Here is a 13827-nt window from a genome sequence, read left to right as displayed (position 1 = left end):
TAAAGATAAACAAATATAGAAATTTTAAAAATTAAAATAATTAGAAAAATCCTACAAATAAATTAATTTGCTTAAATTGAACTTTTTAAAATATCAAAAATTCATGAGCATTATTAGATTACATTTTTATTTTATTGCATTTCTTTCTTTTTCAATCTCCCACAGTCAATCTAAAAAATACGCAATTCACACGGTCGCATTTTATAATTTCGAAAATCTTTTTGATACTATAAACGATCCTACAACTCATGATGATGAATGGACACCAAATGGTGCGCAACATTGGACCAAAGAGAAATACGAACAAAAATTGAAGAATCTTGCCAAAGTTTTATCAGAAATAGGAACCTCGGAAAATACAAATGCTCCCACAATAATTGGTGGTTCTGAAATTGAAAACCGAGGCGTTCTGGAAGATTTAATCAAACAGCCTGCGTTACTTAATATTGATTACGGAATCATTCATTTTGATTCTCCTGATAAACGCGGAATAGATGTTGCGCTATTATATCAAAAGAAATATTTCAGACCAACATCTTTTTCTAATATACCTTTATATATCTATAAAAATAATACGATAGCAAATGAACAGAAAAATGAAGAAATAGATGATGAAGTCGAAGTGAAAATCGAGAATAAAAATAGAATTTTTACAAGAGATCAGCTTTTGATTACAGGTTTTCTTGAAGGCGAGGAAATACATATTATTGTCAATCACTGGCCATCGAGATCAGGAGGAGAAAAAAAGAGCAGTCCGTTTCGTGAAGCTGCCGGAAATTTGAATCGAAAAATTATCGATTCACTGCAAAAAATAAATCCTAATGCAAAACTGCTTACCATGGGAGATTTAAATGACGGTCCCTTTAATCGAAGTGTAAAAGTAGCTTTAGGTGCAAAAGCTAAAAAGAGTGAAGTTGCGGAATTTGGAGTTTTTAATCCGTTTGAAGAAATGGCAAATAAAGGTATGGGAACCATTGCTTTTAGAGATTCCTGGGATGTTTTTGATCAGATTATAATCACTGAATCGCTTATAAAACCTGATTTTTCCACCTTTAAATTCTGGAAAGCCGGGATCTTTACTAAGCCCTATCTCATCCAAACCTCGGGGCAATATAAAGGATATCCGCTAAGGCATAGTTTAACCGAAGTTGGATTTAGCGATCATTTTCCCGTTTATGTTTACCTGATAAAAGAGATGCAATAGTTTTCAGTCACAGTTACTGAAAACTGCGACTGCGACTGGAAACTTTTTACTAACTTAGCTTCATAGAAATTTATTACTACTAAAAATGTCAATAGCAAAGCCTTTCAACCTAACAAAATGGATCGACGAAAACCGTCATTTACTTAAGCCACCTGTTGGAAATAAAAACCTTTATGTCGATTCAGGCGATTATATCGTCATGATTGTTGCAGGTCCAAATGCTCGAAAAGACTATCATTACAATGAAACCGAAGAGCTTTTTTATCAACTCGAAGGCAATATAAAAGTGGTAATTCAGGAAGATGGCGAACGTAAAGAAATGCAATTAAATGCTGGCGACATGTATTTGCATCCGGCAAAAATCCCGCATTCGCCAGTTCGTTCAGAAGGTTCGATAGGTTTAGTAATCGAGCGAAAACGCGCTGGAAAAGGATATACAGACGGATTGCTTTGGCATTGCGACAATTGTAATCATAAGCTTTACGAAGTCTTTTTTGAACTCCATAATATCGAGAAAGATTTCCTGCCACATTTCGAACACTTCTATAATTCAGAAGAATTGAGAACCTGTGACAATTGCGGAACCGTAATGGAATCTGATCCCAGATTTGTAGCCAAGAAATAATATATTGAGTCAAATATCAAATAAGTTTTTAAAACCTGTTAGATATTCTGTATATAAAGTAAGAATAAAAAATATTCGAATTAGAACTTTTTAGAATTTCAAATTTGAAATTTGGAATTTTAATTTTTGTTAAGAGCTATTTCCCGCTATCCTTTTCAATCTTTTGTGCCGAACGCCGGCACAAAAGGATTTCCACTTCATCGGGGCTAGGGCATCATTTAAGTACAGGGATCAACACAATCTTGTCATTTCGACGCAGGAGAAATCACACTTGGGATTCGACAAAGATTGGCGATTTTGATTGCAGAATTTCTCGTGTGATTTCTCCTGCGTCGAAATGACAAAAAAGGAAAAAAATCTCTTTAATCTGTGAAATCTGTGGCTTTAAAAAATTACAATTCAAATATCTTCCCTTGTTCAGGATAAATAATCTTAAATCCTAAATCATTTTGCTTTTGTAATTGTTCTTTAAGTTTGATGATGTTTTTAGTTGGCGGTTTCAAATGTGTCACAATAATATTGAAACCTTTCAAAGTATCTTTTCCTGACAAATCAGCTAAAGTATGAAGTTCCTTCATTAAGTGATTGGGAGTCAAATGACCAAAAAGAAATTGGTCTGGTTGCTCATTCGGGAATGAAACTTCGATAAAAATTCCTTTTAATTGTTTGTTTTTTATTAGAGGAGCAATAGCGGTCCAGAGTGATTTTAATTTATCGCTTTTTTCTACAGCATCAGGTCCGGTATCTCCCAAATAAAGTACATATGAATCTCCATTTTTAATTAGAAAAGCTGTGCTTTCAAACGGATTAACATGACTTAATGGAAAAGCTTTAACTGTCATTGTAGTATTTGTAATTAAAGTTTCTTCTCCTATATTCAAAGTTTGGAAGTGATATTTTTTTAATGGTTTTCCGGGACCTTTATCACCAAAATTTGCCCAGGTTTCATCATTAAAATAATGGTTTTCCATCATTTCCATACATTTTTCAGTAGCATATACTGTTTTTGAAGAATCTGCCGGAGAGTTAATAATTAATCCCGAAACGTGATCTAAATGAGCGTGCGAAATAAAATAACCTTTGATGTATTTGCGTAAAACTTCATCAGTCGAAACTTTAAATACTTTATTTTCAATTGCTTTTTCGATCCCTGCATGTATAGTTCCTGCATCCAGAGAAATGAAATCGTTTGTATTTATTGGAGCGACTAAATAAGCTGAAAGATTTTTTTCGTCAATTCCGCCTTTTATTCCTAATGGAACAACCTGAAAAGACGCTTTTTGTTCTTTTTGAGAAAATGCATTAAATGAAATTAAAACCAAACAAATCAGGAGACGATTCAAAAGAGACATATTTAAATAATTTTGTTGCCGCAAAGTTCCTGAATTAAGACGAATAAATTGAGGAATATTTCTTTAATTGATTTTTATTAATCCTAAATTTACTTGATTTTAACAACATGCTTCGGTTGAAATTCAACTCGAAACAATATCTTTACATAAAAATATAACAATTTTAACTAAAAAAGTTACAATGACAACAATAGCATCGCAATTTGGAATGAATGAGGCTCTGGAAAAATTGGGCATCAAATTGATAAATGAAGGAACATCAACAGGTGTGGAAAATTTTTCATCAGGAGAAATTTTAGATAGTTTTTCACCGGTTGACGGAAAATTGATTGCTTCGGTAAAAACATCTACACTTGAAGATTATGAAAAAGTGATGCGTTCAGCGACAGAAGCTTTTAAAACATTTCGTTTAATTCCTGCACCGCAACGTGGGGAAATTGTACGTCAGTTTGGTCAAAAGTTACGTGAAAATAAAGAAGCTCTTGGTAAATTGGTTTCATATGAAATGGGAAAATCATTGCAGGAAGGATATGGAGAAGTTCAGGAAATGATCGATATCTGTGATTTTGCAGTAGGTTTATCTCGTCAGCTTCACGGATTAACAATGCATTCAGAAAGACCGGGACATCGTATGTATGAACAATATCATTCTCTGGGAGTTGTTGGAATAATTTCGGCATTCAACTTTCCGGTTGCAGTTTGGTCGTGGAACACTGCTTTAGCCTGGATTTCCGGAGATGTGTGTGTTTGGAAACCTTCTGAAAAAACACCTTTGTGCGGAATTGCCTGTCAAAATATAATTGCACAGGTTATTAAAGAAAATAATTTACCGGAAGGAATCTCATGTTTAATAAATGGAGATTATCAAATAGGAGAATTAATGACGGCTGATACCAGAATTCCGTTAATTTCTGCTACAGGTTCAACCCGAATGGGGAAAATTGTTGCACAAAAAGTTGCTGGACGTTTAGGGAAATCATTATTAGAATTAGGAGGAAACAATGCTATTATAGTTACTCCGGATGCTGATATTAAAATGACGGTTATTGGCGCTGTTTTTGGTGCAGTAGGAACTGCGGGACAACGCTGTACATCAACTCGCCGCTTGATTATTCACGAAAGTATTTATGATAAAGTTAAAGACGCTTTAGTTGCTGCTTATAAACAATTGAGAATAGGAAATCCGCTTGACGAAAACAATCATGTTGGACCACTAATTGATACTCATGCTGTTGAAATGTATGCCATCGCTTTGAATAAAGTGGTTGCTGAAGGCGGAAAAATTTTAGTTGAAGGAGGAGTACTTTCCGGCGAAGGTTATGAAAGTGGCTGTTATGTAAAACCAGCAATTGCCGAGGCGCAAAATTCTTACGCAATTGTACAACACGAAACATTTGCTCCGGTTTTATACTTAATTAAATATTCTGGTGATGTTGATAATGCTATCGAAATTCAAAATGGAGTAGGGCAAGGATTATCATCTGCAATTATGACGAATAATTTACGTGAAGCCGAAAGATTTTTATCAGTAGTAGGTTCAGATTGTGGAATTGCAAATGTGAACATTGGAACTTCAGGTGCTGAAATTGGTGGTGCTTTTGGTGGAGAAAAAGAAACCGGTGGCGGACGTGAATCAGGATCTGATGCCTGGAAAATCTACATGCGACGTCAAACCAATACAATTAATTACACAACAAGTTTGCCTTTGGCACAAGGAATCAAATTTGATTTATAGAATTTGATTTAAAGATAATAGATAAAAAAGGCTTCCAATTTTGGAAGCCTTTTACTTTTAGGATTAATCTATTTCTTTAAAATGGTTTGAGTAAACGAACCACCTGTAGTACTTACTTTTACTAAATAAGTTCCCGGAATTAATTGATTCAGATCGATGCTTTCTGTGTCTTTTCCAGCGCTTTTAACCAATAAGCCAGATAAATTATAAATTAAAACTTGTTCAACTTTTTGATTGGAGTTCGACAAGTATAAAGTGTTTGTTACAGGGTTTGGATACAAAATTACTTTTAAAGATTCAGTTGTTGCTTCGCTTTCAGTAAATTCTGAAGCTTGCGTTATTCTTGCAGTACTTCCATTGTATTTTGTACTTATATAAAATAAGTTAGCAACAGATCCTTTTGTTATGGTGTGAGCTCCGGCAGCAACTGAAGCTGTAACAATCCCGGAAGAAGCTGTATACGAGATATTGTCTACTATTATTGTTCCTGTAAAGTTGGAGTCAAATACTAAAGTCAATGTCGAAGCGCTTGTCGTGGTATATTTAATTGATGTGCTTGATTCTATTTTTAAACGTGCTGTTAATGTTAATCCGGCATATGTTACAGATCCGGCAGACGAATTCATGTTACCTGTTATACTATAAAAAGAACTTGTTTTTCCTGATGTTGTAAAATTATGAATTTGGTCTGTACCAGGATTACTGGTTGTTACAGTAATTGTTCCGGATCCTGTAGCAGCTGTTCCCGTTCCTGTTGTAACAATAGAATACGATAATGTTGCCGTTGGAGTTCCTGTAATAGTAATAGTTTTAGCTGAAGTATTTTTTACAAAACTAATTCCTGATGCTGGTAATCCGGTTACTGTTGCGTCAGTTGCACTTCCTCCCCAGGTAAAAATTATGGAGCCAATTGCTGTTCCGCTTGCTACGGTTTGGTTATTGTTAGAAGTATAAGTAAGCGTTTGAGCACCTGATGCTGAAACAGTAATTGTTCCTGATCCCGTAGCTGCTGTTCCTGTTCCAGTTGTAGCAATCGAGTATGATACAGTAGCTGTTGGAGTTCCTGTAATAGTAATAGTTTTAGCTGTAGTGTTTTTTACAAAGCTAATTCCTGATGCCGGTAATCCGGTTACTGTTGCATCAGTTGCGCTGCCGCCCCATGTAAAAATTATCGAACTAATTGCTGTACCGCTTACTATGGTTTGGTTATTATTGGAAGTAGAAGTAAGTGTTTGCGGGTTTGAAGGTGGAGTACCTTCACCTTGTACCGAAACTAAAGTTCCTGAATAATTGGTAAGCGCAGATTTTAATGCCGTAATCACAGTAGATGATGTATCATCTGTTGAATTGTTAAATACCCATTTTAGATCCCCTCCGGAAACACGGCCGGCATATTGTGTTGTTTTTGTTTTGGCAGTTGCAGGTTGATCTATTACCAGATTTTTTACATACAATGCAGTATTGGTATCGAAGTTATTATAAGTGTTTGCTCCGGATTTAGATTTTACATTACTGCTTACAATTTCACCTCTTGTTGTGGCAACATATGCATCAAAATCTGTTGTGGAGCTAATTTTTCCTGAAATGTTATATAAAGGATTTGTATCTCCGTAAGCCACAAAACGCATGTTGTTTGTCGCGATATCTGCATCAAAAGTATTATTGAATGCCTTAATTGAGCCTCCTGCTTCACCTGAAAATGTTCCCATTGTTCCGGCATTATTTACCTGATTTGCTTCGTCCCAAATATCACTTCCCTGTAATGATGTCAGCATTGGGTGTTTGCTGTTTCGGAAATAGTTTCCTTCAAGAAATAAAGAAGAGCCTAATGTAGAACCAGATCCATATTTTGAAACACCATCAAAATAATTATTGTAGATGTGTGCAGAATAATAACGAACACGCGGATGACGAGAATCAGAATGATCGAACCAGTTATGGTGATACGTAATGTACAAGCCACTTGTAGAACCTTCGCTTAATCCTAATAAACTTGCTTTACCGCTATCCCAAAAGTGATTGTAAGCTAATGTAATATAAGTTGATGTTTTATTGTCTAAAGCTCCGTCTCCTTTTATTTGATCTGCGTCGCTGCCGGCATTTCCGTAAAATAAATCACAGTTATGAACCCAAACGTGATCATTATCTTGTTGCATGCCAATATTGTCGCCCGCTGTACTGTTGCAATTCATAACGCCAATATTGCTAACTTCAATATTCGATGCTGACTTAAGGCGTACTCCCCAGCCATTTGCAACTGCATCTGTACCAACTCCTTCTAAGGTAACATAGCTAGAGGCATTGTTGCCATTTTCAATTACAATATCTCCACCTTCCATTACGCTCAGATCAGTGATATTTCCAATCAGGCGAATAATAAACGGGCGTGTATCTTTTCCTTTTTTAATGGCATATAGAATATTTTGTAAACCTACACAAGGATTAGAACTTGCGCCGGTAATATCCATAGATATTGTGTTTTTGGTATTTTGAGTTATATAAAGAATTACTGCTCCTGTTTTTGGGGTTCCATCTGCATTGTATCCGCCTGGTACACGTCCTCCGTCAAAAGCAAAACCATTACGGTCATGAGCCAGAACGGTCAAATTGTTTGTGACAGAACCGCTGCCTTCTGTTCCTGAAATTACGGGTTTTACTTTTATAGTATAAGCCCCGGCTTTAAGTCCCGGAATATCAGCTCTGTAATATGAACCATAACTTCTTATAAGCTGATCGTCTATTTTTTTGTCTACGAGACCGTTTCCTGTATAATAAACATTGTAAGTTTGGGCATTGCTTACGGGTTGCCATTTAACAAAAGCAGATTCGAGCCAGCCTGCTGCTTCATTAATCTGAACTTGTTGTGCCCAAATTTGTGAGCACATAAGTAAAAAGGTCAAAATAAGTAGGTTTTTTTTCATAATTGTGGTTTTTTAGTTAATAAAGTTTTTGTGGTTTTTTGATTATCGAAACTATTCCATGAATTGTAATCGATTGCACAAAAATATATTTAATATTTTAAATTCTCATTTTTTTATAAATAAAAAAACATATAATTTAAAATATTGTATGTAATTATATTTATTATGTAATTAATTACACTAAATGCAATTTATTACATAATGTAAGAAAACTTTGTCAAGTGCCAATTTTGTTGCTATTTATAAGATTTGTAAAAGATTTATTATGGGTAAATAATCTCTAATTTTGTTATTTTTAATTATTTTAATTGAAATTCAATAAAATAGGAAAAAGACTATATTTTAAGCTGAATATTGATGATTTTTTTACCTTTAAATCTATTTGAGTTCAATTTAACTGTTAAAAAGAAGTCAGTTTGTGTTTTTTCAACTTGAAATCTATAATTGAGTATGTATAAATATTGGTTTAGAATAATGCTTTAGTTCAAAAAAAAAGACTTCCAATTGGAAGCCTTTTTTTGAGAATGTTTTGACGTTGAACTATTTTTTTATAATCTTTTTACTAAAAGTTCCTTTGTCTGTTGTCACCATAATAATGTAGTTTCCTGCATTTAAATGGCTTAAATCTATAGATTCGATATCTTTTTCGATAGTTTTTAATAGCATGCCTAATACATTGTAAATTTCTACTTTCTGAACGTCATCAGAAGAAATATAAAGTTGATTTGTTACTGGGTTAGGGTATAAGATTACTTTAGCAGATTCGATATTTTGATCTAATCCTAATGTGCTGTAAGCTGTTTTTATGTAAAATAAATTGGCAGTATCTTTTTTTGCTATTGTATGACTTCCTGCCGCAATAGGAATTGTTATAATTCCTGCTGTTGCAGTATAATTTGTACCATCAATTTTTGCAGTTCCTGCAGGTTCAACAAAAACTAGCGTTAATGTGCTTGGTTGTGTCGTTGTATAAGTAATAGTAGTTGCAGTTTCCATTTTCAGGCACTGCGTTAAAGTTGAGCCGTTATAAGTTACAGTTCCTTTGTTTGTAGCAAGGTTGCCTGTAATGGTGTAAAATGTGCTTACTTTTCCCGACAAAGTAAAATCATGAATTTGATCTCCTGCTGCAGGCGTAGTTGTTCCTTCAACTGTTATTGTTCCTGATAATTTTGCAGGCGTTCCTCCTGTGCCACTTGTCGTAATAGAGAAAGAGAGAGTTGATGTTGGAATACCAGTTATTGTTATAGTTTTAGTTGTCATATTCTTTACAAAGCTTATTCCTGCTGCCGGTAATCCTGTTACAGTAGCATCTGTTGCATCTCCGCCCCATGTAAAAACTATAGGTTCAATTGCCGTTTCTGTCGCTACAGTCTGGTTTATATCACTATCTGTAGTTAAGGTTTGGCTGCTCTCAACAGTTGGTATTTCGTTTTGTACGGCAACTAATGTGCTTGTGTAGCTAGAAAGTGCTGATTTAAGAGCGGCGATTACTGTAGATGATTTATCGTCAGTAGCATTGTTAAATGTCCATTTTAAATCTCCTCCGGAAACTCGACCTGCGTATTGCATTACTTTAGTTCTTGCAACCGAAGGTTGGTCTATTACTAAATTTTTTATATAAAGTGAGGTATCAGTGTCAAAGTTATTGTATGTATTTGCTCCAAGAACAGATTTTACGGTGGCAGGAACCAGATCTCCACGATTGGCTGGAACAAAAGCGTCAAAGTCAATTGTGGAATTTATTTTTCCTGAAATATTGTATAAAGGATTTGTATCTCCATAGGCAACAAATCGCATGCTATTAGTGGCAATATCAGTATCAAAAGTATTATTAAAAGCTTTGATATTCCCTCCGGCTTCACCGGAAAAAGTTCCTACTGTTCCTGCGTTATTTTTTTGTGCAGCTTCATCCCATGCATCTGTTCCCTGCATCGAAATCATCATCGGGTTTTTAGTATTGCGAAAGTAATTTCCTTCTACAAATAAAGAAGAACCCATTGTTGATCCAGCTCCGTATTTTGAATTTCCGTCATAATAATTGTTATAAATATGAGCAGAATAGTAACGAACACGTGGATGGCGAGAATCTGAATGATCAAACCAGTTATGATGATAAGTTATATACAAGCCAGTTGTTGTTCCTTCGCTCAAACCTAATAAGCTTGCTTTTCCACTATCCCAAAAGTGATTATAAGCTAATGTGATATAGGTTGAACTTTTATTGTCTAAAGCTCCGTCTCCTTTTATTTGATCAGCGTCACTTCCTGCGTCTCCATAAAATAAATCGCAATTATGAACCCAAATATGATCATTGTCTTGCTGCATTCCAATATTATCACCAGCTGTACTGTTGCAATTCATGAATCCAAGATTACTTACTTCGATATTTGATGCTTTTTTTAGACGAATTCCCATGCCATTTACTACTGCATCGTTTCCAATACCTTCTATTGTAAGATAGCTATTTGCATTATTTGCATTTTCGATTGTAATATCTCCGCCCTCCATTATGGCCATATCGGTAATATTCCCAATCAAGCGTATGATGAACGGACGTGTGTCTTTTCCTTTTTTAATTCCGTATAGAATATTTTGTAAACCAACACAAGGATTTGTACTAGCTCCAGTGATATTCATCGAAATAGTGTTTTTAGTGTTTTGTGTTATATAAAGTATTACGGCATTATCTTTAGGTGTTCCATTTACTTTGTATCCTCCGGGAAGACGTCCGCCTTCAAAAGCAAAACCTGTTCGGTCTTGAGCGATTACTGTTAATGCTGGCGTTGTCGCTCCTGATCCTTCTATTGTTGCTGTAACTGGTTTTATGGTAATGGTATAGCTTCCTGCAGCAAGCCCTGGAATGTCGGCGCGAAAGTAACTTCCGTAACTACGAATTAGTTCGTTGTCTATTTTCTTGTTAGTCTGTCCGCCTCCGGTATAATATACATTATAGGTATCTGCACTGCTAAGGGGTGCCCATTTTACAAAAGCCGATTCAAGCCAACCTGATGATTCATTAATAACAACTTGTGACCATATTTGGCAAGAGGTCAATAAAATAATTAGATAAAGTAGTTTTTTTTTCATGATTGTGGTTTTAAAGTTAGATAAAGCGTGGTTTTTTGTGGTTTAACTTTTCGATTGTCAAGTATGAATAAATTGTAATCGATTACACAAACATAATCATAATTTTGATATTATCATTAATTTTAATATAAAAAATATATGATGTAAAAAAATATATAATTTTTTGTTTATTTTGTAATAAATTGCATTAAATGTAATTTATTACACATTCCGAGATATAAGGGGTAATAAGCTTTTTGAAAGATTTTATTTATTTCTTATTATAGAATTATTTTTATTGCGATTTTCTAATTTAAATATTGAAGATGTAATATATAGCAGGAAAAAGATTATAAATCGTTTTATTTTCAAAAGATTGATTTGATTGATTGTGTAGAGAAAATCAAATTTTGACATTAATCTCACAAAAAGATGATGAATAAAATTCAACTTCTTCTGGTATTTGAGAATGGGGTATAAAAAAAGCCTTTTTGAAAATCAAAAAGGCTTTACATTTATAGGGAGTAAGAAATTAATCTTTACTTGATAATTTTGATAGTAATCGTAAGAATTCGATGTACAGCCAAACTAATGTAATCATTAATCCCATTGCACCATACCATTCCATGAATTTTGGCATTCTTTCATGAACTCCTTTTTCGATTTGATCAAAATCTAAAAACAGGTTTAGAGCCGCGATAATAATAACAAAAACACTAATTCCAATACTCATCATTCCGTTTCCGTAATGAACAGGAGTAAAATTAAAAATTAGAGAAGCTATCCATGAAATCAAGTAATAAGTTGCAATTGCTAAAGTAGCAGCGATTACCACTGATTTAAATTGTTCTGTAACTTTTACAATTTTAAATTTATATAAACCTAAGCAAACTAAAAAAGTTACTAATGTTGCGCTAACTGCATTTATTACAATTCCCGGATATTTAGCTTCAAAAATTGCAGAAATCCCTCCTATGAATAATCCTTCAAACAGGGCATATCCTGGAGCCAAATATGGAGAAAGGTGAGGTTTGAATACTGAAATTAAAACCAATATGAAACCTATTATCGCTCCGCCAATTGCAGGTAATAATGCATTCATTCCGTTAAATGCCATCCACCATGTTACCATTGCAGATCCGCATAATATTAAAAACAAAATAGCTGTTTTATTGATAGTACCTGACAAAGTCATTTCCTGATTGTAATCAATAATTTGAGCCTGGTGTACTTCTTCAGCTTTTGAAACAGCATTTGATGAAAAACGCTTGTTGCTTAAAAATGGATTTTTTGAATTGAAGTTCATATTTCTAATACATTTAATTGAACCCAAATATATGGAGTTTTTTCGAAGGTCGTATTGTTTGAGTCAAATTTTTAACATGAATTTCTCTTCTGAAACAAGCTGCCTGTAAAATAAAAAATCCACTCGCGATAACGAATGGATTTCTATTTATTTTGAGTGATATTTTATTAGTTCAACAGATCTAAAACCAAAGATGGAAACAAACCTAAAACAATATTTAAAGTTATTGAAATAACAGCAACTGCATAAATAAGAAAAGGTTTTCCAGTACGTTCCTGATTTGGTTCTTTAGAATACATCGCTAAAATTAATTTGAAATAATATCCAACACTAATAATTGAATTTATAACAGCAACAATTACTAAAGCAATATATCCTGCCTGGATAGTTTGATTGAATAAGAAAAGTTTAGCAAAGAATCCGGAGAAAATAGGAATACCAGCCATTGATAACAATGATCCTGTTAGGATTGCAGCTAATAAAGGATTTGTTTTTCCTAAACCATGAAAATTAGTAATGTCTTCATTATCCTGATTTTTACAAACATAAAGTATTACACTAAAAGCAGCGATTCCGGCCAATGCATAAGCTGCAGTATAATATAATAAAACTCCTGCTGAAGTTGCTACAGTTAATAAAGTCATTAACATAAAACCTGCATGAGAAATTCCAGAGAATGCCAACATACGTTTTACGTTTACCTGACGTAATGCCATTATATTTCCAACGGTCATAGATGCTATTGAAATAATTACTACAATAGTTTCAAAAGTTCCTAAAAGATCCTGATTGTCTAAAGACGGAACCAGGTTTAATGCCGATACTAGTTTGTAAAGTGTTGCAATCGCAACTACTTTTGCCAAAGTACTCATTAGTGCAGTAGTTAATGCCGGAGATCCTTCGTAAACATCCGGAGCCCAGAAATGAAAAGGAACTGCAGCTACTTTAAATAACATACCAATTATCATTAAAATCATTCCGATAGGAAACCAGATTGGCAATTCAGCAGATAAAGAGCTTTCGTGAATTTCTGCAACGTCAAAGCTTCCCATTGCTCCGTAAATCAAACAGATTCCGAATAAGATAATTCCTGATGCAAAAGATCCCATCAAAAAGTATTTCATACCAGCTTCGTTGCTTTTTAAATTTAATCTTTCACTTGCAGCTAATACATAAAGAGCAATTGACAGAATTTCAATTCCCAGGAAAAACATCGCTAAATTTCCAAAAGAAACCATCGCAACTCCTCCAGCTAACAAAAAGATTTTTATAGCAACAAAATCAGAGATTTTGGTTGGATGATTTTCGTAAAAATTATGACTTAATGCTACTAAGAAAATAGTTAGAATAATAAATAGTGATGAAAACGTGGTAGAGAACTTACTCACTGTAATCATATTATTATAGTAACTTGCTGTTGATCCAAATTCGTAATAATTAAGTGCCAAAACACCCAATAAACCAATAATGGTAATTGGAACAATGGCCTTTCTTAAATTAAGAATTTCAAACAATAGGCAAAAAATACCCAATCCTGTTATAGCTATTAATGTATTCATTTTTGTTTTTTTGATTTAGGAAATCTAAAACTAATGATGCCCTAATTTATTTTTATTTA

Annotated in this window: 8 protein-coding genes; 3 read left to right on the top strand and 5 right to left on the bottom strand. The window is 33.9% G+C overall.

All coding sequences use genetic code 11. From position 1 onward, the window contains the following. The first annotated feature begins 103 nt into the window (after positions 1-103). On the top strand, positions 104-1204 hold the full coding sequence (locus RC62_RS17735) for a hypothetical protein (RefSeq protein WP_055097525.1): 1101 nt from the start codon (positions 104-106) through the stop codon (positions 1202-1204). Positions 1205-1289: 85 nt separating this feature from the next. Then, entirely contained in the window at positions 1290-1829 is a 540-nt protein-coding gene (locus RC62_RS17730) for a 3-hydroxyanthranilate 3,4-dioxygenase (protein WP_055097524.1), read from the top strand. 392 nt (positions 1830-2221) lie between these two features. Here the strand turns inward: RC62_RS17730 and RC62_RS17725 are convergent, their stop codons facing one another. Further along, positions 2222-3181, bottom strand: a complete 960-nt coding sequence (locus tag RC62_RS17725) for an MBL fold metallo-hydrolase (protein WP_055097522.1) — start codon at positions 3179-3181, stop codon at positions 2222-2224. 181 nt (positions 3182-3362) lie between these two features. Between RC62_RS17725 and RC62_RS17720 the strand changes: the two genes are divergently transcribed. Continuing rightward, positions 3363-4916 (top strand): aldehyde dehydrogenase family protein, encoded by a 1554-nt coding sequence (locus RC62_RS17720; protein WP_055097520.1) that lies wholly within the window; start codon positions 3363-3365, stop codon positions 4914-4916. Between the two features lie 68 nt (positions 4917-4984). Here the strand turns inward: RC62_RS17720 and RC62_RS17715 are convergent, their stop codons facing one another. The 4 genes from RC62_RS17715 to RC62_RS17700 all read right to left on the bottom strand — a co-directional run bounded on the left by RC62_RS17715 (position 4985) and on the right by RC62_RS17700 (position 13768). Next, a complete protein-coding gene (locus tag RC62_RS17715) occupies positions 4985-7837 on the bottom strand; it encodes a T9SS type A sorting domain-containing protein (RefSeq protein ID WP_055097518.1) in 2853 nt (950 codons plus the stop codon). 540 nt (positions 7838-8377) lie between these two features. Beyond that, positions 8378-10924: a T9SS type A sorting domain-containing protein gene (locus RC62_RS17710; RefSeq protein ID WP_055097517.1), complete on the bottom strand. Its 2547-nt coding sequence runs from the start codon at positions 10922-10924 to the stop codon at positions 8378-8380. Positions 10925-11435: 511 nt separating this feature from the next. Then, positions 11436-12209: a Bax inhibitor-1/YccA family protein gene (locus RC62_RS17705; RefSeq protein ID WP_055097514.1), complete on the bottom strand. Its 774-nt coding sequence runs from the start codon at positions 12207-12209 to the stop codon at positions 11436-11438. Between the two features lie 167 nt (positions 12210-12376). After that, on the bottom strand, positions 12377-13768 hold the full coding sequence (locus RC62_RS17700; RefSeq protein WP_055097512.1) for an NADH-quinone oxidoreductase subunit N: 1392 nt from the start codon (positions 13766-13768) through the stop codon (positions 12377-12379). Between the last annotated feature and the right edge of the window lie 59 nt (positions 13769-13827).

This window comes from Flavobacterium aquidurense, from assembly GCF_001404985.1.
GTDB lineage: Bacteria > Bacteroidota > Bacteroidia > Flavobacteriales > Flavobacteriaceae > Flavobacterium > Flavobacterium aquidurense_B.
Note: the sequence above shows the minus strand (reverse complement) of the source record. Positions and strands in the feature narration are given on the sequence as shown.

Coding starts and splice junctions, on each gene's coding strand:
- RC62_RS17735 (WP_055097525.1), top strand. CDS start 104: ATGAGCATTATTAGATTACATTTTTATTTTATTGCATTTCTTTCTTTT.
- RC62_RS17730 (WP_055097524.1), top strand. CDS start 1,290: ATGTCAATAGCAAAGCCTTTCAACCTAACAAAATGGATCGACGAAAAC.
- RC62_RS17725 (WP_055097522.1), bottom strand. CDS start 3,181: ATGTCTCTTTTGAATCGTCTCCTGATTTGTTTGGTTTTAATTTCATTT.
- RC62_RS17720 (WP_055097520.1), top strand. CDS start 3,363: ATGACAACAATAGCATCGCAATTTGGAATGAATGAGGCTCTGGAAAAA.
- RC62_RS17715 (WP_055097518.1), bottom strand. CDS start 7,837: ATGAAAAAAAACCTACTTATTTTGACCTTTTTACTTATGTGCTCACAA.
- RC62_RS17710 (WP_055097517.1), bottom strand. CDS start 10,924: ATGAAAAAAAAACTACTTTATCTAATTATTTTATTGACCTCTTGCCAA.
- RC62_RS17705 (WP_055097514.1), bottom strand. CDS start 12,209: ATGAACTTCAATTCAAAAAATCCATTTTTAAGCAACAAGCGTTTTTCA.
- RC62_RS17700 (WP_055097512.1), bottom strand. CDS start 13,768: ATGAATACATTAATAGCTATAACAGGATTGGGTATTTTTTGCCTATTG.